At 61.1% G+C, this 21,688-nt stretch carries 20 protein-coding genes; 9 read left to right on the forward strand and 11 right to left on the reverse strand.

Annotated features, from left to right (window positions below):
• The first annotated feature begins 1 nt into the window (after position 1).
• The 6 genes from GWK50_RS02725 (at position 2) to GWK50_RS02750 (ending at position 6,531) form a co-directional block, all read left to right on the forward strand.
• On the forward strand, positions 2-1,054 hold the full coding sequence (locus tag GWK50_RS02725; protein ID WP_162015176.1) for a branched-chain amino acid ABC transporter permease: 1,053 nt from the start codon (positions 2-4) through the stop codon (positions 1,052-1,054).
• Positions 1,055-1,138: 84 nt separating this feature from the next.
• Positions 1,139-2,389 (forward strand): ABC transporter substrate-binding protein, encoded by a 1,251-nt coding sequence (locus GWK50_RS02730; protein WP_162015177.1) that lies wholly within the window; start codon positions 1,139-1,141, stop codon positions 2,387-2,389.
• Positions 2,390-3,238 (forward strand): ABC transporter ATP-binding protein, encoded by an 849-nt coding sequence (locus GWK50_RS02735; RefSeq protein WP_197904966.1) that lies wholly within the window; start codon positions 2,390-2,392, stop codon positions 3,236-3,238.
• A gap of 43 nt (positions 3,239-3,281) precedes the next feature.
• The gene (locus GWK50_RS02740) at positions 3,282-4,424 is read left to right on the forward strand and encodes an acyl-CoA dehydrogenase family protein (protein WP_162015179.1); all 1,143 of its coding nucleotides are present in this window, start codon (positions 3,282-3,284) and stop codon (positions 4,422-4,424) included.
• 54 nt (positions 4,425-4,478) lie between these two features.
• Positions 4,479-5,585 (forward strand): IS5 family transposase, encoded by a 1,107-nt coding sequence (locus GWK50_RS02745; protein ID WP_162015180.1) that lies wholly within the window; start codon positions 4,479-4,481, stop codon positions 5,583-5,585.
• Positions 5,586-5,850: 265 nt separating this feature from the next.
• Positions 5,851-6,531, forward strand: a complete 681-nt coding sequence (locus tag GWK50_RS02750) for a TetR/AcrR family transcriptional regulator (protein ID WP_162015181.1) — start codon at positions 5,851-5,853, stop codon at positions 6,529-6,531.
• A gap of 307 nt (positions 6,532-6,838) precedes the next feature.
• Here the strand turns inward: GWK50_RS02750 and GWK50_RS02755 are convergent, their stop codons facing one another.
• Entirely contained in the window at positions 6,839-7,252 is a 414-nt protein-coding gene (locus tag GWK50_RS02755; protein WP_162015182.1) for an HU family DNA-binding protein, read from the reverse strand.
• Between the two features lie 188 nt (positions 7,253-7,440).
• On the opposite strand from GWK50_RS02755, the gene GWK50_RS02760 reads away from it, so the two are divergent.
• Positions 7,441-8,052 carry a hypothetical protein gene (locus tag GWK50_RS02760; protein WP_162015183.1) on the forward strand — a complete coding sequence of 204 codons (612 nt, stop codon included), beginning with the start codon at positions 7,441-7,443 and terminating at the stop codon, positions 8,050-8,052.
• Positions 8,053-8,579: 527 nt separating this feature from the next.
• On the opposite strand, the gene GWK50_RS02765 is transcribed toward GWK50_RS02760, so the two are convergent.
• The 4 genes from GWK50_RS02765 to GWK50_RS02780 form a co-directional block, all read right to left on the reverse strand.
• Positions 8,580-9,539 (reverse strand): sensor domain-containing diguanylate cyclase, encoded by a 960-nt coding sequence (locus tag GWK50_RS02765; protein WP_162015184.1) that lies wholly within the window; start codon positions 9,537-9,539, stop codon positions 8,580-8,582.
• A gap of 33 nt (positions 9,540-9,572) precedes the next feature.
• The gene (locus GWK50_RS02770) at positions 9,573-10,379 is read right to left on the reverse strand and encodes a hypothetical protein (RefSeq protein ID WP_162015185.1); all 807 of its coding nucleotides are present in this window, start codon (positions 10,377-10,379) and stop codon (positions 9,573-9,575) included.
• 125 nt (positions 10,380-10,504) lie between these two features.
• The gene (locus GWK50_RS02775; RefSeq protein WP_242455272.1) at positions 10,505-11,800 is read right to left on the reverse strand and encodes an SPOR domain-containing protein; all 1,296 of its coding nucleotides are present in this window, start codon (positions 11,798-11,800) and stop codon (positions 10,505-10,507) included.
• An 87-nt stretch (positions 11,801-11,887) separates the two neighbouring features.
• The gene (locus tag GWK50_RS02780) at positions 11,888-12,172 is read right to left on the reverse strand and encodes a DUF4148 domain-containing protein (RefSeq protein WP_162015186.1); all 285 of its coding nucleotides are present in this window, start codon (positions 12,170-12,172) and stop codon (positions 11,888-11,890) included.
• 408 nt (positions 12,173-12,580) lie between these two features.
• Between GWK50_RS02780 and GWK50_RS02785 the strand changes: the two genes are divergently transcribed.
• Together GWK50_RS02785 and groL are read left to right on the forward strand one after the other, a co-directional pair.
• Positions 12,581-12,871: a co-chaperone GroES gene (locus GWK50_RS02785; RefSeq protein WP_119964467.1), complete on the forward strand. Its 291-nt coding sequence runs from the start codon at positions 12,581-12,583 to the stop codon at positions 12,869-12,871.
• A 92-nt stretch (positions 12,872-12,963) separates the two neighbouring features.
• Positions 12,964-14,610: a chaperonin GroEL gene (groL, locus tag GWK50_RS02790; RefSeq protein WP_162015187.1), complete on the forward strand. Its 1,647-nt coding sequence runs from the start codon at positions 12,964-12,966 to the stop codon at positions 14,608-14,610.
• Between the two features lie 100 nt (positions 14,611-14,710).
• Here the strand turns inward: groL and GWK50_RS02795 are convergent, their stop codons facing one another.
• The 6 genes from GWK50_RS02795 to GWK50_RS02820 all read right to left on the reverse strand — a co-directional run bounded on the left by GWK50_RS02795 (position 14,711) and on the right by GWK50_RS02820 (position 21,686).
• On the reverse strand, positions 14,711-15,433 hold the full coding sequence (locus GWK50_RS02795) for an RNA polymerase sigma factor FliA (RefSeq protein WP_277950287.1): 723 nt from the start codon (positions 15,431-15,433) through the stop codon (positions 14,711-14,713).
• Position 15,434: 1 nt separating this feature from the next.
• Positions 15,435-16,235, reverse strand: a complete 801-nt coding sequence (locus tag GWK50_RS02800; protein WP_162015189.1) for a hypothetical protein — start codon at positions 16,233-16,235, stop codon at positions 15,435-15,437.
• Positions 16,228-17,709 (reverse strand): flagellar biosynthesis protein FlhF, encoded by a 1,482-nt coding sequence (gene flhF, locus GWK50_RS02805; RefSeq protein WP_162015190.1) that lies wholly within the window; start codon positions 17,707-17,709, stop codon positions 16,228-16,230. The genes GWK50_RS02800 and flhF overlap by 8 nt, the downstream gene beginning before the upstream one ends.
• Positions 17,706-19,787 (reverse strand): flagellar biosynthesis protein FlhA, encoded by a 2,082-nt coding sequence (gene flhA, locus GWK50_RS02810; RefSeq protein ID WP_162015191.1) that lies wholly within the window; start codon positions 19,785-19,787, stop codon positions 17,706-17,708. The genes flhF and flhA overlap by 4 nt, the downstream gene beginning before the upstream one ends.
• On the reverse strand, positions 19,784-20,938 hold the full coding sequence (locus GWK50_RS02815) for an EscU/YscU/HrcU family type III secretion system export apparatus switch protein (protein WP_162015192.1): 1,155 nt from the start codon (positions 20,936-20,938) through the stop codon (positions 19,784-19,786). The genes flhA and GWK50_RS02815 overlap by 4 nt, the downstream gene beginning before the upstream one ends.
• A 112-nt stretch (positions 20,939-21,050) precedes the next feature.
• A complete protein-coding gene (locus GWK50_RS02820) occupies positions 21,051-21,686 on the reverse strand; it encodes a protein phosphatase CheZ (RefSeq protein WP_242455273.1) in 636 nt (211 codons plus the stop codon).
• Positions 21,687-21,688 lie beyond the last annotated feature (2 nt).

A 21,688-nucleotide genomic window follows, 5' to 3' on the forward strand; every position in this document is an offset into this window, starting at 1 on the left:
CATGGATCCCGCAGGTGTATTCGCGACTTCTTTCGCCAAAGACCAAGCATTAATTCGCACGCGCAGCCAGGCGGTGGTATTGGGCTTGTTTGTTATCGCGCTGTTTGCGCTGCCCCTGATCAGCGAGGTCCGCTGGGTGGCGATCATGACCTCTATGCTGATTACTGCAGTGGTGGTCATGGGGCTGCAGATCAATACTGGTCTAGCGGGCCAGATCAATTTGGGCCAAGCTGCGTTCATGGGGGTTGGTGCGTATGCAACAGCGCTCCTCGCGACGAAAGGGCACCTGCCCTTCTGGCTGGCTTTGCCCGTCGGCGGGCTGTGCGCGGCGCTTTTTGGGCTGGTGTTTGGATTAACCGCAATGCGCATAAAGGGTTTTTACCTTGCCTTGACCACGATTGCTGCGCAGATCTTGTTCCACTTCTTTGTGCTCAACCTGCCTGCCAAGTGGCTGGGGGGATCAAACGGCATCACTCTGGAACCAGCACAGTTCCTTGGTTTCGTTTTCAATACCGATACCCGCATTTACTACCTGTGTCTGGTAGTGGCCTTCATCATGATTGCGGGCGCTTACGGCGTCGCACGCAGCCGACATGGTCGAATATTTGCAGCAGTGCGTGATGACGACGTGGCCTCAGGAATGATGGGCATCAATGTCGTGCGCGCCAAGGTACTTGCCTTCTTGCTGGGTGCGTTTTACGCGGGCATAGGTGGAGGGCTCTGGGCTTACTACGTCAGGTTCGTGGCGATTGATCAGTTCACCCTGATCCACTCGATATGGTTTATCGCAATGATTATTGTGGGTGGCATGGGGTCGGTGACAGGCGCGCTGATCGGCGTGTTTGTTATCCGTACGGCCCAGGAGACGATCACCATCGTGGGCCCTTCACTGGTCGAGAACTTTTCCTTTCTGGGTGGAGACGTTGTTTTCGCAGTGATGAATATTTTCCTGGGTGGAGTCATCGCGGCCTTTCTCATCTTTGAGCCACGCGGTCTGATGCACCGGTGGAACATCGTCAAGCGGTCTTATCGCATGTGGCCCTACCCATATTGACCGCAATCCTGTTTTCTGCAGCCACCTTAGGCGCTGGGAAGGGCTGCTCCAAAGCAAAGCGCCACTACAAAAGGAGACTTTTTTATGAAAACGAATCGAGCAAAGTTGTCGGCAATGGTCAAACTGAGGCAACACGGCGCTTTGCTGGCGTCAGCCTTGTGCCTTGGCGGCATGGCACAAGCTCAGACTACTTACAACGTGGCTGGCCTGGCTGACTTCACCGGACCTTTCGCAGACATCATGAAAGACATGACGGGATGCCGCCGTGCGGTACTCGAGTGGTGGAGCGAAGAGGTCGGTAAGGCGCAGGGCGTGGCATTGCGAATCAAGGATTTCGACACCCGCTATGACGTTGCCCAAGTGGCCAGCCTCTGGCCAGGCATCAAGTCCGAACTCAACCCGGTGGCTGTTCTGGGTGTGGGCGGTGCAGATACCAATGCGCTGCAGCAGCGCTTGCCTAGTGACAAGGTGCCTCTTGTCCAGTCGACAGCAGGATATGGATTCGCTTGGAAGGGTGATAACTGGGTGTTCAATGCCCGTGCCACTTACCCGCACGAAGCGGCTGCGTTTTATGTGTGGATGCAGAAGAAGTCGGGTTCGCTTGCTCCTCTCAAGGTGGGGGTGATTTCATCGGAAGTATCGCCGGCCTACGTGGACATCCACAAAGGTGTAGAGAAGTTCGCTAGGGACAATCCGAAGATCATTGAAGTCGTTGAAACGATTTATACCGAAGCACAGCCGACCGACCTGACCCAGCAGGTCAGCCGCCTGGTCCGCAAGGGGGCCACGGTACTGCAGGTGTTCAACAATACAGCATCGGTAGTGGCGACACGGCGCGCCCTGCAAAGCCTTGGGAAAACCAATATTCCGATAGTGGTTAGCGCACACAACGGCTTGCTTTCGTCAGGGAAAGCGCTGGGTGACCTGAGCCAAATGGATGGAAACTATGAGGTTTATGGCATGGCCATGGCCGCCGAAGGCGCAACACCGGCACGGGATTTTTTCGAGAAACTGCGCAGCCAGTACAAGTTGCAAGCAGCCTATAACTCCGCCTGCATTATGGGAATGAGCCAAGCGATGTTGACGGTTCGTGCCGTTGAGAACGTTGTCAAGGTCAAAGGTGCTGGCGGTGTGACGGGCGAAGAGGTTCGCGCTGCACTGGTGTCCACCCCCATGCCTACTGAACGCAGTTTTGGCTTGTTGCCCAATATCAAGTTCAACAATGATGCGCCGTTCCCGACCTCGGGCACAGCCGTCAACATCGGCACCGTCGAAAAGGGAAAGTACAAACTTCTCGAGCAGAACGTTCCGGTTCCTGTGTTGAGCAAGTGGTAAATGCAAATCGGCCTGGGTCTCGGGCTACCGAGACCCAGGCCACATCATCTGGAGCTACCCGTGCTTGAACTGAACAACGTTGAAGTCCTCTACAGCGACGTCATTCTTGCTGTCAAAGGCATTACCGCCAAAGTCCCCGCTGGACAGTGCGTGACGTTGCTGGGCGCCAATGGCGCTGGCAAGAGCACCACGCTCAAGGCCATCTCCAACCTGATCAAGACAGAGGATGGTCGTGTTACGGCGGGGAGTATTCAATTTGATGGTGCGGACATCACCGGTGCCAACCCCGTCGATGTCGTTCGCAAGGGGTTGGTACATGTCATGGAAGGGCGCAAGGTTCTCCGCCACATGACAGTGGAGCAGAACCTGGTGGTGGGTGGTCATATGGGCAGCGCTGGCGACGCCAAGGAAATGCTGGATGAGGTGTATAGCCGCATCAAGCGTCTGAAAGCCTTGCGTACTCGCACAGCAGGTTACCTGTCGGGCGGCGAGCAGCAATTGCTGGTAATTGGACGGGCCCTGATGGCCAAGCCAAAGCTGGTGATGATCGACGAGCCTTCGCTCGGCCTGGCTCCGCTGATGGTCGATGAGGTCTATGGCTTGCTGAATGACCTCAAGACCAGCGGTCTGACTCTGCTGATCGTGGAGCAAAACACCCGCGTCGCTCTGGACTTGGCCGACTACGGCTATGTGATGGAGAGCGGACGGATCGTGTTAGAGGGCCCCTCCAGCAGCTTAAAGACCAACGAGGACGTACGAGAGTTCTACCTCGGTCTGACGGTCGATGGGGAGCGCAAGAGCTTCCGCGATATGAAACATTACCGCCGCCGCAAGCGCTGGCTGGGTTGACCGCAATGGGTCAGCCGTTTTCCAAGTTTTCAAGGATGAGTTTATGAGCATCGTTTCCAATGCATTGCTGAGCGAACAAGAAGTCATTATTCGGGAGTCTGCCCGGCGTGTCGCGACTGAAGTGGTGGGTAGCACGGCTGCCGAACGTGACCGCACGGAGGCTTGGCCACACGACGAAATCAAGGCAGTTGCCGACGTAGGCTTCATGGGCATGCTCGCCCCGCAAGCCCACGGCGGCTCCGGGCTTTCTTTTGTGGAGTATTGCCTAGCTATTGAAGAATTCGCAGCGGCCGATGGTGGCTTCGCCACCATGATGCACGTCCACAACTCAGCTGCGCACGTGTTACGTAGTTTTGGAACCGAAGAGCAGATGGCGCGCTATCTGCCCGATCTGGCCAGTGGCAAGCGCATTGGTGCCTTTTTATTGTCAGAGCCCCATGCAGGTTCGGATACCGCTGCCATCCGGACCACGGCTAAGCGGGATGGTGACGTTTATGTGATTAATGGCAGCAAACAATGGATTTCCAACGGCAGTGAAGCGGGCTTTGCGCTCGTCGTGGCAGCAACTGCAGAACCAGGTGCCCGTCACCGCTTCAGCCTGTTCATCGCGGACCCCGAAGATCCAGGCTATCAATGCTTGCGCATCGAAAGAAAGCTGGGCCAGCACACGGCCCACACGGCTCAGATTCAGCTGGACAACATGCGTGTTCCAGTTCAGAACATGATCGGCGAGGAAGGGCGTGGGTATGGCAAAGCACTATCGCTGCTGTCCGATGGGCGCATCGCAATTGCTGCGCTGGCCATCGGCATTGCCCGTGCGGCGTTGGAGGCGGCCATCCGCTACGCCAATGAGCGCGAGGCCTATGGCAAGCCACTCACCAAACTGCAGGCCATTAGCTTTGATTTGGCGGAAATGGCCATGCAGGTCGAGGTGGCGCACCAGTACATGCTGTATGCAGCTCGTCTTACGGATGCGGGCCTGCCAACCAGTAAGGAGGCCTCCGTTGCTAAACTCTATGCTAGTGAAATGGCCGAAAAGGTTTGTTCTGCGGCGCTGCAAGTGCATGGTGGCTACGGGTATGTCAACGACTTCCCGGTCGAGCGCTATTATCGCGATGTGCGCGTTACAAAGATCTACGAAGGCACTAGCAGGCTGCTGAAATACCCCTTTCGTCGCTCCCCGTGAGGCGCCTTTGCAGGACAATCGAGGCACCCCAGCGACCAGACAGACGAGCCAGACATGCGCGGAGCCGACACCTTCACCGAGAGCCTGTTCACCATGCGCCACCTCGATGACTTCGTGCCCTCAGATCACCCCTTGCGCGTGATCCGTGTGATGGTCAACAAGGCCCTGTCGAACATGGATGAGCTGTTTGCCCAGATGTACGCAGCCGACATCAAAGGCGGGCGTCCCAGCATTGCCCCCGAGAAACTGCTGCGCGCCATGCTCATTCAGGTGCTCTACAGCGTGCGCTCGGAGCGCCAACTCATGGAGCAAACCCAGTACAACCTGCTGTTTCGCTGGTTCATTGGCCTGGCCATGGACGATGCCGTGTGGGTGCCCACCGTCTTCAGCAAGAACCGCGAACGCCTTATCGAGCACGATGCCGTCATCGAGTTCTTCAACCAGATCGTGCAGCAAGCCCAAGAGCAGGAACTGCTCAGTGGTGAACACTTCAGCGTGGACGGCACCCTGATCCAGGCCTGGGCGGGCCACAAGAGCTTTGTGCGCAAAGACGGCGGTGATGGCAATGACGCTGGCAACTTCAAAGGCCAAGCCCGCAGCAACGACACCCACCAGTCAAGCACGGATGCCGATGCCAGGCTCTATCGCAAAGGCAACACCGCCAGCGAACTGCGCTACATGGGCCACACCTTGAGCGACAACCGCAACGGCCTGATCGTCAGTGCCGTAGTTACCCAGGCCGACGGGTATGCAGAGCGCGAAGCGGCCAAGGCCATGATCAACGATGCCCGTCAGGCACTGCCCGATGACGCATCCGTCACCATCACATTGGGCGCAGACAAGGGCTACGACGCCAAAGAGTTCATCCAAGCCCTGCAAGAGATGAACGTACTGCCCCATGTGGCGCAGAACAAGTCAGGACGCCAGTCGGCGGTACCTGAGCCAATAGCAAACAGCGAAGGGTATGCCATGTCTCAGCAAAAGAGAAAGCTCATTGAACAGGGCTTTGGCTGGGCCAAGTGGATCGGCAACATCCGGCAAGTCATGGTGCGCGGACTGCAAAAAGTCGATCAGCTGTTTGTGCTGAACATGGCTGCGTACAACCTCACGCGCATGCGCACCTTGGGACAGGTGCGTCTGCAGGGTGCCAAAGGGGTGTAGAAGGCAGGGGAAATGCCTCGGAAACGAGCAAAAAAGGGCCGAACTGCTCAAAAAACAGGCAAACTCACCAAAAATGGAGAGATGGGGCGGGCTGCAGTGGGGAGTATTTCAGCAGCCTGCTAGTCACATTCAAAAGTTGATTATTGCGCGCAGTATCTTGGCTGGCTGATGAGCATGGCCTTTTGTCGCAGCCCTACCGGCGAAAGCAGTTCGATATCATTTGCCTCAGTTAGCGATACGAATGCCCTCAAGGAAAAAAACACCAATGAGTACGCCAATTGAGGCAAAGCCCAAGTCACCTACACGCAACGCTGCCAAGAGATCGGGCAAGGGCGCAAAATGGAACAATGCGGTCAGCGGCGCGGATGAGCAGTACCAGCTCAAAAAACAAGCTGTCATTGCCGAAGCTTCGCGCGCATTTGGCCGCCATGGGTACAAGAATGTGTCCTTGGACGAAATTGCAAAAACGCTCAACGTCACCAAGCCTGCCCTCTACTACTACTTCAAGAACAAGCAGGAACTTGTCTACGAATGCCATGAGCTTGCCATGCATTTGGGAGATCGCGTCTTGCAAGACGCGATCGCTTCGGAAAATACTGGTTTCGGTCGGATCTCGGCCTTCATTAAGAACTACATCTCGTTGCTAACGGATGAAATGGGCGCACCGGCGATCCTCCAGGATTTCTCCGGTATGACTGTAGCGGATCAGAAAAAAATCACTTTGCGTCGGCGAAAATTTGATCTAGAGCTGCGCAAAGTGCTCGAGGGGGGTGTTCAGGATGGTTCCATTGCTCCGTGCAACGTGAAATTGGCGGTGTTCTGGTTCATGGGCGCTGTTAGCTCGATTACTCAATGGATGCATATCGATGGCAGCCTTGGAAGCGACGAAGTGGCCAATATTTTTATCGGTTTTCTTGCGCATGGTATTCGTCCCAATCAAGGGTGAATATTGCGCCAGCAGGCTTGGGCTTCCGGCTGTGTTCTTCGCAGTGAGGCAATTCTGGCGGTCATCGTCGTGTATGGCGTAAACCGGTGCCGGAGTCAGGTCTTCAGGCTCGATTCCAATTGGAACTGACCGCCAGTCCCATCCGGTGTGCGGATGAAGGCCAGTCACAGTGAGGGTCTCATAGCACTGTGCCTATCGCTCGTCGCCATTTTTGTGGAGCACGACCGTCGCGTTGACCGCACTGTCGCTACATCTGCTGGAGTGAGCAATTGGCGCTGCTCATGGGCAGCGCCAAGTTGTACGGGGATCAGAGCGTCGCGTCCTTGAGCTTCTTCAAGGCGCGCGTCTTGATCTTGACCGACGCGGGCTTGGCGGGGAACCAGCGCTCTTCGCCGGTGAACGGGTCCTTGCCAAAACGCTTCTTCTTGGCGGGCACTTGCTGCAGGCCGATCTTCATCAGGCCGGGCAGGGTGAACTCGCCCGAGCCCTTCTTGTGCACGGAGCCCAGGATCGCCGACTCCAGCGCGGCGAGCACGGCCTTGGCGGCCTTGGGCTCGACACCGGACTGCTCGACCAGGTGGGCCACCAGGGTGGTCTTGTTGAAAACCGTCTTGATGGGCTTGATGGTTGCCACGGGCTTAGTCACGGCGGCCTTCTTGGCGGCGGGTGCCGGCTTCGTGGTCTTCTTGGCGGGAGCGGGAGCTTTCTTTGCAGTGGCCATGTTGATAGTCTCGTGAGGTCAATGGGTTGATGTTTTCTGCTGGCGACTCCAAGCAGACCAATCCATTCTAGGAGCAGTGCGGGGCGGGCGCTTGCGCAGCACGCCTGACGGCGCTCCCATACACTCGAATCTTTTACGAAATTCACTGCACGCTGTTCAATCGGCGTCAATGCAACTCCGGAGCCTAAATGTCTATCGCCCCTTCGACATTGCTTGCACTGCAGCAGGCTGGTGAAAGCCTGTATGCGGCTCGACAAGCATTTGCACAGGAAGCTCAACTGAACGCAAACCGTCTAGTTGGTATCGTTGCCAGCGAGCCCTTCAGCAATAAAGCCGACCGAGCCTATGCGCAGTTACGCTCCATTGCCCGGATGGCGCACGAATTACAGGTGTTGGAAGAGCAACTCAAGACTATGTACGGATCCGCAGCTGAACTTGTTGCAGCCGACACGTCGGTATTGGTGGCGCTCGCAGATCGCAGCACTCGCTCTCGTGGGGGTGCAAACGCTATAAGCAGTCAAAGTGCAGAAGATGCGGTCGTGAAGCCTGCACGGCAGAAACAAGGGCTCAAGAAGAGGGCGCCGGTTGTTGGTCAGGTTCGCCGCATGAGTGCCAATGACGAAAAGATCTTGGCTTATTTCAAGACGGTTTTGGATCGGCGCAGTTGGAAGCCTTTGACTCACGCAATCATCGGCCAGGGCGCGGGAATTCCGTTGGGTTCTGTAGGTTTGGCAATCCGCCGAGTGATCGCTGTGGGAGCGGTTCGTGAGGGGAAAAAGGGGAGCTATCGGCTTGCTTGAAGGCTGATGATTCTGGCGAAATCAGGGATCCTGAGTGTTTACGACTTTAGTTGGCGCCACTCAAAACTGAGAGCCTGGGAACCCGCATGAATGCTATGCCGGTGTTTACGACTTTAATTACCCAGAATACCGGCGCGCTCTGGGCCGACGCGTAGCGTCGGCGCCGCAGGCGCGAGGTTTCTGGGCTTGGACGCCACTCATTTCGCGCAGCGAAGTGACGTGGCGGCACAACCTGTCTTTTTTGCCAAGAGCGTGACGGTCGAATGACCGGCGCGCTCTTGGCCGACGCGTAGCGTCGGCGCCGCAGGCGCGAGGTTTCTGGGCTTGGACGCCACTCATTTCGCGCAGCGAAGTGACGTGGCGGCACAACCTGTCTTTTTGCCAAGAGCGTGACGGTCGAATGACCGGCGCGCTATGGGCCGACGCGTAGCGTCGGCGCCGCAGGCGCGAGGTTTCTGGGCTTGGACGCCACTCATTTCGCGCAGCGAAGTGACGTGGCGGCACACGCCTCTGCCTCGTCCAAAGCGTCACGGTGGAGTGACGTCTCCCAGTGTCAAAACCTCCACCCGGTTGCGACCGTTCTTCTTGGCTGCGTACAGCTGTTGATCCACGGCGTCGATGAAGTCCGAGGGCCTCAAGCCCTCGCTGGGGATCAGCGTGCCCACGCCAATGCTCACCGTGATGTGCTCCCCATGGGGCGACTGCGCGTGGGCGATGGCCTGTTTCTGCACCAGGCGCTGGCAGCGTTCGGCCACGTTGAGGGCGACGTTGGCATCGGCCTGAGGTAGCAGCACGATGAATTCTTCTCCGCCATAGCGGGCGACCAAGTCGCGGGGACCATCCAGTGCCAGGCTCAGGGTCTGCGCGATGTCCACCAGGCATTTGTCGCCGCGCACATGGCCATACAGGTCGTTGTATTGCTTGAAGTAGTCGATGTCGAACAGCAGCAGCGACAGCGGATGGCGGTTGGTGCGCGCGCTTTCCCATTCCACCTGCAGGCACGCATCAAAGCGGCGGCGGTTGGCAATGTTGGTCAGTCCGTCCTTGAAGGACAGGGCCTCCAGTTCCTTTTGCAACGCCAGGAGCTTTTCTTCGGTTTTTTTGCGTTCGCTGATGTCGAACATGAAGCCGACCAGTGCCTCAGGTTCGCCCTGTGGGGTGCGTACCACGTGCACCACGTCGCGGATCCACACGTAGCCATTGTCTTTGGTCAGTGCGCGGTAGTCGGCCTCGTGGTCCACTCCCGCCTGGGATTGAGCGACGCAAAAACTGACCACATGCTCGCGGTCCTCGGGGTGCATGCGGGCGGCCCAGTCTTCGACGCTCATCCAGCTCTCGGGCGTCCAGCCGAGCAGCTCTTCGATCTGTGGGCCGATGTAGGAGAAGCGTTTGCTGGCCCAATCGATCCTCCATGGAATCGCCTTGGTGGACTCCAGAAGGGTGCGGTACACCGCGCTGTCGTTGTTCAGTTCACCCATGTAGGACATGCCGGGTTCCTCCTCGCAATGGTGCCGTCGTTGCTAGCGCACTTTCTCTGGTGTGCCATGCGTGGTGGCAATGGCATTCCAGTACCAGTAGAAAAATCCGTGGTTTTTTTGCAGCAGCGTGTGGGTGGTGATGCTGCCTTGATGGATGTTGCCCCAGCAGGCGCGTGCAGAGTTGCGGTTGTTGTGCAGGTCAATGCATTCGGGGTTGTCCAGCGCAGGTTTGGGGGGAATGCAAAGCGCGCTGCCGCGTGGCACCCAGAGGTCTGCCAGCCGGATGCGGCCCAGCCGGGGCCAATAGCGACCAACCGAGATCACCAGGGGTTGGCTGGCGTCCGTGGATGCGAACACATGGGGAAAGTCGTGGTGCTCCAGGTCGGTGCACACCACACTGAGCAGGCTGTTGCCTGTTCCCTGGTAGGGAGACCAGTGTCCTGCGAACACGCCGTACTCGTATTCGATCTGCTGCAGGTGCACCACAGGGCTGCGCACCTGGACCACTTGCCCCGGCTCCACCAGCGTGATGCCGAAGGCGGCAGCAATGTCACGCGTGGCCCAAAGGGGAGCAAAGGCCACTTGCTCTGCAGCGAAGCCGAGTTGTGTTTCCAAGCCATACGGCGGGTTGGGTTTGACGCCGATCACCTGGGCCACGGCATATTCGTTGCCCTGGGCCATGGCGGGGTCGGTGGCCGCCGGTGTCAAGGCAGTGGCACCCGCCGGTGGCGCATCCAGAAATGTGGGGGCGCCGCCATCGTTGAAGAAAAAGGGCGTGCGTGCAATGTCCACCGCAGATTCGCTGATCTCCTTGATGAACAGCGGTGCTTCAAGATGGGTTCCGGGCATGGGTCAGCGCTCCTGGTTATGCAAGGTGCGGGGGGTGGCCCAAGTGCACCGTATGTTTTCGACCCATGGTAGCAGTGGACTGTGACTTTTTGTATCCGTACAGATAGCTATGGCGCCTGCTGACTTCAGCGGTTCTCGGAGGCGCCTTGCCGAAAAACCACAGCATCCAAGTGCAGCGCCTTGATGCTGCGCGCCGCCGCCTGGGCCTGTGCTGCGCTGGGGTAGGGGCCCACGCGCACGCGGATGCGTTGGCCCTTGGGTGTGTCCAGGCTTTGGCGGAAGGCAGGCAGCCCTGCGTTGAGCAGCTTGGCCTGGGCCTTGCGTGCATTGGCTTCTTCGGCAAAGAGTCCCACGTTGATGTAGTAGCCCGGCTGACTCCCGACCTGCGGGAGGGTCTCGCCGGTCGCTGGGGCCGATGCCCCAGTGGCCTGTGGTGTGGGCGCCTCGGGTGCGCTGGCAGGGGCTTGCGGGGCGGTGACTGCTTTGCTGTCGGGTTTTCGCGCGGCAGGTGCGGGCTTGGCGGCGGGTTTGACCGCAGCGCTGCGGGGACTGGTTCCTGAGGCTTGTGGTGTGGCGGCCGAAGCGGTGGGAGTGGGCGCGGCCATGGGGGAGGGAGGCGGCAACTGCTCCAGAACGGGTGGTGCGGCAGCAGGCGTGCTGGCCGTTGGCTGGGCGGATGCTGGTTCGCTGGCCGCTACGGTGGCGGCGCTGGCCGATGCAGTGGGGGCAGGTTCGGGCAGCGGGGACAGGAGTGCGCCGCTGGCGGCTTCCTGTGGTGCGCTGGCGCTGATGCTGGGTACCGGGGCCTCGGGTATGGCAGGGGGCACAGGTGTTTCTGCGGGGTTGCCCTGGGGCAGAAACTGGTAAGCCAGTGCCGCAACACCCAGCAGTCCCGCGTTCAGCGCCGCCAGGCCCGCCAGTCGGCGCTTGCTGGCGGCCTGCTGTTCCAGTTGGGCGCAGGCTTCGGGCAGGCTGCGGGTGCTGGCCAGCGCACGGGCGATGCGTTTGCGGATTTCGGTGTGCAGGATGGCGTCGCCATACAGACCCGGCAGGGCAAAGGCAAGCAGGGCATAGGCGCCCACCAAGCCCCATTGCACGGGTTCCGGCCAGGGCAGCAGGGTGCGGATGGCGCCAAACAGCAGCAGCCCCAGTCCTTCGGCGGCGGCCACGTAGATGAGGGCGGGCGTCCACAGGTGGCGCAAGGCCATCCAGTTCAACGTGCACAGGCTGGCGGCCCAATTCCAGCCGGGCTGGGTGCGGCCCAGCGTGTCAAAACGCTCGAAACGCGGCAGGTAGCTTTCGGGCCGGATGGGCCCGAGCGCTGCGCGGTAGAGCGTGTTCATGGCGCTCTCGGCGGGGCCTGCAGGCTGTTGGGTGTGGAGGAAGTCCGTGGAGGCGGGCATGAGGGTTGATTCTGTCATGCGCAGCCTTGCACTCCAAGCATTGTGCGCACAACAAAAAACCCGCAGGGCCTGGGGCCGTGCGGGCTGGGCATGAGGCTGGAACTATCAGCTGCGGTTGCCGGAGGCAATGGTGCCTGCGCGGTTGGCGACCACGGCCTGGCTGCGCACTTCGCTGCGGCTCACGGTGGACGTTGCGGCTGGCTCGGCATTGACGACTTCATAGTTCTTGAACTGCGCGACGGCTTCCACGGCCTGGGCGTGCACGGCGGCGCGGCTCAGGGTCGAGGGCGCCTGGGTGTCAAAGCCTGCTCCGTAGAGTTCACCGGCCTGGGCGCCCACAGAAGCGAAGGCAGCAACAGCAGCGATGGAGAGAGTGCGAGAGAACGACATGGTGGTTTCCTTTGGATCAACGATGGGTGAGTCACCGGATGCGTACGGGGCATAGTGCCTGGTTCACATCCGCCTTCGGTGAGTCGCCTGGGGCGGTGGTTCATCGATGGGTTGAACTGTACGCCTCAGTGGTTCAAAGAAAAACCATCCGGTATAAAACTGACTGTTTCGTTTTTTGGAACAGTCGATGCCCTTGAATTTCGCTGCATCGACCCGTGGGATGCATGCTTGTTGCGCCTGAATGCCCGACCTGGGCCAAAGCCCCACCCCTTGAAAGCCGCTGAATTGCCCTTATCATTGGCACTCGTCAGCCATGAGTGCTAACAATGCCTCGGCTGGGTTTTTGTGCTCCCCGGTAGTCGGGGGGCATCGCCAGTGAAAACATCCTTTTGTCTAGGAGAGCAACAAATGAAACTTCGCCCCCTGCACGACCGCGTGATTGTCAAGCGCATCGAGAGCGAGACCAAGACCGCTTCGGGCATCTTCATCCCCGACAACGCCGCCGAGAAGCCCGACCAGGGTGAGGTGCTGGCCGTGGGCCCGGGCAAGAAGAACGACAAGGGCGAACTGGGCGCGATGAGCGTCAAGGTTGGCGACCGCGTCCTGTTCGGCAAGTACAGCGGCCAGACCGTCAAGGTCGATGGCGACGAGCTGCTGGTGATGAAGGAAGACGACCTGTTCGCGGTCGTCGAGAAGTAATTCCTTTCGCTTCACTCACTTTTTCATAGCTGCTGGCGCTTGATAAACATGCGTTAGCGGCCAATTTGATTCAAATTCTGTAGGAGCCAAACATGGCAGCAAAAGACGTAGTTTTCGGCGGCGAAGCCCGCGCACGCATGGTTGAAGGCGTGAACATCCTGGCCAACGCGGTCAAGACCACCCTGGGCCCCAAGGGCCGCAACGTGGTGCTGGAGCGCTCGTTCGGCGCCCCCACCGTGACCAAGGACGGCGTGTCCGTGGCCAAGGAAATCGAACTGAAGGACAAGCTGCAGAACATGGGCGCCCAGATGGTCAAGGAAGTTGCTTCCAAGACCTCTGACAACGCTGGCGACGGCACCACCACCGCCACCGTGCTGGCCCAGGCCATCGTGCGCGAAGGCATGAAGTACGTGGCCGCCGGCATGAACCCCATGGATCTGAAGCGCGGTATCGACAAGGCCGTGGCTGCCCTGATCGAAGAGCTGAAGAAGGCTTCCAAGCCCACCACCACCTCCAAGGAAATCGCCCAGGTCGGCTCCATTTCCGCCAACTCTGACTCCAGCATCGGCGAAATCATCGCCAACGCCATGGACAAGGTCGGCAAGGAAGGCGTGATCACCGTGGAAGACGGCAAGAGCCTGAACAACGAACTGGACGTCGTTGAAGGCATGCAGTTCGACCGTGGCTACCTGTCGCCCTACTTCATCAACAACCCCGAAAAGCAAGCTGCGATTCTGGACAACCCCTTCGTGCTGCTGTTCGACAAGAAGATCAGCAACATCCGTGACCTGCTGCCCACGCTGGAGCAAGTCGCCAAGGCCGGCCGTCCGCTGCTGATCATCGCCGAGGAAGTCGAAGGCGAAGCCCTGGCAACGCTGGTGGTCAACACCATCCGCGGCATCCTGAAGGTTGTGGCCGTCAAGGCCCCTGGCTTTGGCGACCGCCGCAAGGCCATGCTGGAAGACATCGCCATCCTGACGGGCGGCAAGGTCATCGCTGAAGAAGTGGGCCTGACGCTGGAGAAGGTCACGCTGGCCGACCTGGGCCAGGCCAAGCGCGTTGAAGTGGGCAAGGAAAACACCATCATCATCGACGGCGAAGGCCAGGCTGCCGACATCGAGGCGCGCGTCAAGCAGATCCGCATTCAGATCGAGGAAGCCACTTCCGACTACGACCGCGAGAAGCTGCAAGAGCGCGTGGCCAAGCTGGCCGGCGGCGTGGCCGTGATCAAGGTTGGCGCTGCCACCGAAGTCGAAATGAAGGAAAAGAAGGCCCGCGTGGAAGACGCCCTGCACGCCACCCGCGCTGCCGTGGAAGAAGGCATCGTGGCCGGCGGTGGCGTGGCCCTGCTGCGCGCACGTCAGGCTGCTGGCGAGATCAAGGGTGACAACGCTGACCAGGACGCCGGCATCAAGCTGGTGCTCAAGGCCATCGAAGCCCCCCTGCGCGAAATCGTGGCCAACGCCGGTGGCGAGCCCAGCGTGGTGGTCAATGCCGTGCTGGCTGGCAAGGGCAACTACGGCTTCAACGCTGCCAACGACACCTATGGCGACATGATCGAAATGGGTATTCTGGATCCCACCAAGGTGACTCGCACCGCACTGCAGAACGCCGCTTCGGTGTCTGCACTGATGCTGACCACCGAGTGCATGGTGGCAGAAGCTCCGAAGGACGACGCACCTGCCGGCGGCATGCCCGACATGGGCGGCATGGGTGGCATGGGCGGCATGGGCATGTAAGCTCTGCCTGAGAGCCACTTCTCTCTCGCTCCAAGGGCCGCGCAAGCGGCCCTTTTTCATGTCCGAGCGGTAGGTGTGGCGGAGTGCTTTTTGCGAAAGCTCAGTGTGCGCGCATCTTGGCGCGCAGGCGCGCAATGGCCTGGCTGTGCAATTGGCAGACGCGCGATTCGGTCACGCCCAGCACGGCGGCGATTTCCTTGAGGTTCATATCGTGCTCGTAGTACATGCCCATGATGTACTGCTCGCGCTCGGGCAGTGACTGGATGGCACCGACCAGGCTGCTGCGCAGCCGCTGGTTGCGCAGCAGCGCCATGGGGTCGGCTTCGGAGTCGGGGGTTTCGTGCCGGTCCAGAAAGCCCTCGTCGTCTTCCCCGCCGCGGGTCATGTCTTCAAGATAGACGAGCTGCGTGCCGCGCACCTTGCTCAGCAGGCTTTGGTAGTCGGTCAGGCTCATGTCCAGTTCGACGGCAATTTCGGATTCGAGGGGGCTGCGTCCGAGCCTTTGTTCCAGGCGCTGGACGGCTTTTTCGATGTCTTTCTGGCTCTTGCGTGAGCTGCGCGACATCCAGTCGTTTTCGCGCAATTCGTCGAGCATGGCGCCACGGATGCGCTGCGTGGCAAAGGTCTCGAACTGCACGCCCTGGGCCGATTCGAAACGTGTCAGCGCGTCGTTCAGGCCGATCATCCCGACCTGGATCAGGTCGTCCAGCTCCACGTTCGCAGGCAGCTTGGCGATCATGTGGTGCGCAAGCCGACGAACCAGCGGAACATACTGCTGGAGCATGGCATTGCGATCAAGCTGGCCTTTGGCGGTGTATGTCACTTCAATGGCTCTGGGCGATGTACGTGGGGAAGCCTGCTTTGGGAATGGATGGTAGCGCAGAGAAGGTGCCCGGTGCGCTGATGGTGCAGGCATTTTCCAGCCATTGCAATGCCAGGCGCTGCAGTTCCTGCGGGCGATCGGCGCGGATGAGCGTGGTGCGCGGTTGCTGCCCCAGGTGGCGCATGGCACAGCGGCGCAGCGATTCCAGCGAGTCCTGTGCCAGGCGCAACTGCTGGGCCGGGTAGGAGCGGGCCATGCAGGCCACCAGGCCGTTGAGTCCCGCGTGCAGGGCCAGCAGCTTGAGCTGGCGGTAGGTAGCAATCACGCCGTTCTGGCCGGGCGGCATCAGGATCAGTGGTGTGGCCAGGCTGGCATCCAGCAGGGGCGACGCCAGTACGTCGATGGGGGCGTGCAGCACCACCAGCGCGTAGCTGCGCAGCAGCGGTTGCAGCAAGGGCAGGAGGGGTTGTCCGGGCTCGGCTTGCTGCAGCAGGGTTTGCAGGCCCAGCTTGGCAGGCAGCACGGCCAGGGTGTTGGCGGCGCCTGCAGCGGGGCGCATGTCCTGCGCGCGGGCGCTGTGCGCCAGCAGCTGCTGCAGGCCGGGGCTGCGCGGGTTCTCGGGTGCGGTGGCATCCAGTACCACCACCGGGTAGCCCAGGTGTTGCAGGTGCAGGCACAACTGCCACAGCGTTTCCATGCCGCCGTTGGTGTCTTGCGTGCTGGCCATGGCCAGCAACTGCAAGTCGTTTTGGGGCATGTGGCTGGACAGCCCCGCGCCTTGGTGAAATCCGAACTCAAGCATCGACCAGTCCCTTCTCCAGCACGGGCTCGCTGGACGGAGTGAAGAAGAAGCTCAGGTCGGCGGCCTTGGGGTCGAAGGCCGAGCGCGCCGGAGCGCGCATCGAGCTGGCGATGAGCTGATGGGCATTGGCCGATTCCCAGTCTTCCGGGACGCGCTGGCCGTTGGTCACGCCACGCAGCACCATCTGGTGGCGGATCAGCGCGTCAATGGCGGGGCCGAGTTTCACGGCTTCGTCGATCTTGGTCAGGATGGCTTGTTGCGCCCCGGTGGTCTTGAAGGCAGCGAGCGTGTCGTCCAGCGTGTCGCCGTGGCTGCTGGCATTGAGCACCAGCAGGCGCTGCACCTCGGGCAGGTCCAGCACCTCCAGCATGTCGCGCTTGCGGGGATCGCGTGGGGCGATGCCGGTGGTGTCGATCAGAACCATCTTCTTGCCGCTGAGCAGGCCCAGCAGGTCCTGCAGTGCAGCGCGGTCGTGCGCCAGGTGGGCCACGATGCCCAGCATGCGGCCATAGCTGCGCAACTGGTCATGGGCGCCGATGCGGTAGGTGTCCAGGGTGATCAGACCCACGCTGCCGGGGCCGTGGATGCGGGCGCACAGTGCTGCCAGCTTGGCCGTGGTGGTGGTTTTGCCCACCCCTGTGGAGCCCACGAGGGCAAAGATGCCACCCTCTTCGTAGATGGCGGGCTGGCCGGCGTCGGTGTGCAGGTTGTGCTCCAGCACGTCCATCAGCCAGCGTACCGACTCGGCGGCGTCCATGCCCTCGGGCATGCGCTCCAAGACGGCGCGCGCCAGCGTGGGTGAATATCCGGCGCGGATCAGCTTGAGCATCAGGTTGGACTGGATGGGGTCCTGGCGTGCTTGCCCCAGCCACGACAAGGTGTTGAAGCGGTCCTCGATCAGCTCCTTCATGGAGTGCAGTTCCTGCATCAGACCCTGGGTGTCCACGGCAGGGGCGGCCAGGGATACGGGGGGAGGTGCTTCACGGCGTGGCGTGCGCACGGGCAGCTCATGGTTGACCTGGCGCAGCGGGTTGTGCTTCTTGAACGTTGCAGGGTTCGCCGGGGGTGCTTCGGGCGCGCGCTCGATCTCGGCGGTGGAGACGCCGCTGACCTGCTGCAAGGCCTCGCTGCGCCGTCGCAACATGCGTTCACGCACATAGTCCTGGAAGGACAGGGTGCTCATGGCCAGCTGTTCCGTGTCTTCCTTGATGGGGCTGCGCGGACCGGACAGCGCCGCACGTTCCTGCAGCGACTTGCGTCCGGCGGCTGGGGTGGGGGCCGCTTCTGGGCGGCGTTCGGTCACGGTTTCGGCAGCACTGTCGAGTGCGCCGAGCGATTCTTCCGTGGTGGCCACCACTTCCACGCCATTGGGGGTGGGACGGTTGGAAAGGATCAGGGTGCCGTCACCAAAAGCCATGCGGGCCTTGGCAAGCGCCTCGCGGGACGTGGCCGCGTGAAAGCGTTTGATGTTCATGCCGATGCTCCTTTGAGGATGGGGCCGATGCGGATGGTGTGGGTCTCAGGGATCTCGCTGTGCGCCAGCACCTGCAGCCGGGGGGCCATGCGCCGCACCAGGCGCGAGATGGCGCCACGGATCGCATCGGGAACCAGCAGGCAGGCGGGCATGCCCATTTCCTCCTGCTTGAGGGCGACTTCTGCGGCCTTCTGCGTCAGCAGGTCGGCCACGCCGGGGTCGAGCGCAGGGCCGCTGGCATTGCCCAGCGCCTGCATCAGCAGGCGCTCCAGGCCCGGTTCGATGGCGATGACGTTGAGTTCCCGTGTGGGGCCGTAGATTTGTTGTACGATGGCGGGCGAGAGTGCGATGCGCACGCGGCGGGCCAGCTCGCCCGGGTCGGTGATGGCGCCTGCGTACTCGGCCAGGGTTTCGATGATGGTGCGGATGTCGCGGATGTGCACCGACTCCTCCAGCAGCAGCTGCAGCACTTTCTGGAACGTTGCAATCGAGACCATTTTCGGAACCACTTCTTCGATCAGCTTGGGGGCCAGCTTGGCCACGTGCTCCACCAGTTGCTGGGTTTCGGTACGGGAGAGCAGCTTGGCGGCCTGCACTTGCATCAAGTGTGACAAATGGGTGGCCAGGACGGTTTCCGAATCAACGACGGTAAAACCAGCCATTTGCGCGGCTTCCTTTTGGCGTTCGTCGATCCAGTGGGCGGGCAGGCCAAAGGCGGGGTCGGTGGTGGGGGTGCCGATCAACGGGGTGGTGATGCCACCGGGATTGATGGCCAGGAACATGCCGGGGAAGGCCTCGCCTTCGCCCACCACCACTCCGCGCAGCGTGATGCGATAGCCGCTGGGCTTGAGCTCCAGGTTGTCGCGCACATGGACCGGAGGCGGCAGAAAGCCCACTTCCTGTGCGAATTTGCGTCGCACGCCCTTGATGCGGGTGAGCAGGTCGCCCTGGCGGGTCTTGTCCACCAGTGCAATCAGGCGGTAGCCCAGCTCCAGTCCCAGCAGATCCACGGGCTGCAGGTCGTCCCATGTGGCCTCGCCGTCGCCCTGCACCGGGGCAGGGGCTTCCTCGGGTGGTGGAACCTTGGCGCGCTGCATCAGCACCCAGGCAAAGTAGCCCAGCAGCGAGCCCACGGCCAGGAACACCACATGCGGCATACCGGGGATCAGCCCCAGGAAGATCAGGATGCCTGCCGTCACGCCCAGCACGCGGGGCGAGGTCAGCAACTGGTGCACGATCTGCTGACCCATGTCGGTTTCCTTGCCGACACGGGAAATCACCATGGCCGCAGCCACCGAGATCAACAGGCCCGGAATCTGGGCGACCAGCGCATCGCCCACCGCCATCAGGATGTAGGTATCGGCTGCCTTGCCGGCCGACAGGCCGTGCTGCAACATGCCGATGGCAAAGCCACCCACGATGTTGATCAGCAGAATCAGAATGCCGGCAACCGCGTCACCGCGCACGAACTTGGAGGCGCCATCCATCGAGCCGAAGAAGTTGGCTTCTTCCTGCACCTCGGCACGGCGGCGCTTGGCTTCCTTTTCGTCGATCAGCCCCGCGTTCAGGTCTGCGTCCACGGCCATCTGCTTGCCGGGCATGGCATCCAGGGTGAAGCGCGCCGACACCTCGGCAATGCGCTCGGCACCCTTGGTAATCACGATGAAGTTGATGACCACCAGGATCGAGAACACGATCAGGCCCACGGCAAAGTTGCCGCCAATCAGGAAGTGGCCAAAGGCCTCGATCACCGCGCCCGCTGCACCTGGGCCGGTGTGGCCTTCCAGCAGCACCACACGGGTGGACGCCACGTTGAGCGACAAGCGCATCAGCGTGGTCAGCAGCAGCACGGTGGGGAAGGCCGCAAAGTCCAGCGGCTTGAGCATGTAGGCCGCCACCATCATGACCATCAAGGCCACGGCGATGTTGATGGTGAAAAAAGTGTCCAGCAACCAGGGCGGGATGGGCAAGACCATCAGCGCCAGGATGGCGACCACGAGCAGTGGGGCCGACAGGCCCTGCATGGCGGCGCTGTTGGCCCCGGCCCATTGCTGTGCGGATTGGAGCGAGAGTTTCATGGCTGCAGCCCTTGGGTGGCGGCCCGGTGGTGCGGGTCGAGTTCAGGCGGAATGTGGGGATCGGGCATGGTGTCTGGCATGCGGCCCTCGCCGCGCAGGGCTGCCTTGAGCCGATACACGTAGGCCAGCACCTGGGCCACGGCGGCGTACAACTGGGCAGGGATGGGCTGGTCCAGCTCGGCATGGGCGTACAGGGCACGCGCCAGGGCGGGCGATTGCAGCACCGGGATCTTGTGCGCCTGGGCGATGTCGCGGATCTTGAAGGCCAGCAGGTCGGTGCCGCGCGAAATCACCTGGGGTGCATTCATGGTGTGCTCGTCATAGCGCAGCGCCACCGCATAGTGGGTGGGGTTCATCACCACAAAATCGGCCTTGGGAACGGCTGGAATGCTGGAGCCATCGGCAATCTCGCGCTGGCGCTGGCGCATGCGGCTCTTGAGCAGGGGGTTGCCGTCGGATTCCTTGTGCTCCTGTTTGACTTCTTCGTGCGACATCTTGAGCCGGTCCTTGAAGAAGAAAGCCTGCAGGGGAACATCGACCATGGCGGCCAGAAGCACCACCAGCAACAGCAGGCCCAGGCCCTGCGTCAGCCAGTGGGCCACATGGCGCAATGCCAGGTTGGACGGTTGCAGCACCAGCATGGCCACTTCGTCGATGCTGCGGCCCATGTAGTTCCAGGCCACGCTGGACAGGATGGCGGTCATCAGCACCATCTTGGCCACGTTGGCCAACTGCTGCTTGGAAAACAGGTTGGCAAATCCGGTCAGTGGATTGAGCCGGTTGAATTGCGGCGCCATGGGCTTGGTGCTGAAGATCCACCCCCCTGCCAACACAGCGGAGAGCAGTGCCGCACCAGCGGTCAGCAGTGCAAACACGCCGCTGGCGATCAGCCCTGTGGCGGCCATGTGCTGCAGGCGGTTCAGCATGGACGAGGGGGACTGCACCGTGGCAGCATCAAATACCAGTTGCTGCCCCATGCCTTGCAGCAGGTGTTCCAGTAGTAGGGGTGCCAGCGACAGCATCACCAGCGCGCCGGTGCCCAGAATGGCCAGGTGCGACAAATCCCGCGAGCGGGCTGCTTGGCCGTCGGTGCGGGCCTTCTGCAGCTTGCGCTCGGTGGCGGGTAGATTGCGTTCCTGGCTCGATTCCATGATGGCATGACGGGTCTGTCATGCCATTGTGGCCAGGGGTGGGCAAAACTAAAGCCTGAAAAGCGGCGGCAGGCCGCGCTTATTCAGGCTTGGAAATGGGGTGGATGTCGGGTCAGAAACCGAGGCTGGCGAGCAGGTCGTCCACTTGCGACTGGTCCGTGACCACGTCCGGGTTGCCTTCGGGATCAACCACCGGGCCAGCCAGATGCTCGCGCTTGGGCTCCGGGGGCGCCGGGATGGCATGGGGCGGTGCCGTTTCGATCACCAACTGCACCAACTGCTGTTCGATGTTGCCTGCCAAAGTGACCACGCGCGCAATCACCTGTCCGGTGAGGTCGTGGAAATCCTGGGCCATCATGATCTCGGTCAGGTGTTCGTCCGTGGTCTGGGTGGCCCGTTCCACATCCCGCAGGAAATTCATGATCCTGCCTGTGGCCACGGCCGCCACCGGGTTCTTCACCATCGCGGCGATGACCTCGCGTGTTTCGCTGGCCAGGCTGTCGTTGTGCGTCTTGGCCTGATCCACGCGGTTGAGTACCTTTTCGGCGGCATCACCGGTGAGCCGGGCGATGTAGGACAGGCGGCTCTGGGCATCAGGCAACTCGCCGACGGTGGCCGACAATTGCTCGGCATACCCCAACTCCTTGAGCGCATCATGGAGTTGGCGCGTGAGATGGCCGATCTTGTGGTGGATGTCCTGGTTGTCGCCCTCTGGGGGCGTCGGATCCTGCATGTTGCCGTGGTCCATGG

Origin of the sequence: Acidovorax sp. 210-6, from assembly GCF_010020825.1 — a bacterium.
GTDB classification, from domain to species: domain Bacteria; phylum Pseudomonadota; class Gammaproteobacteria; order Burkholderiales; family Burkholderiaceae_C; genus Simplicispira; species Simplicispira sedimenti.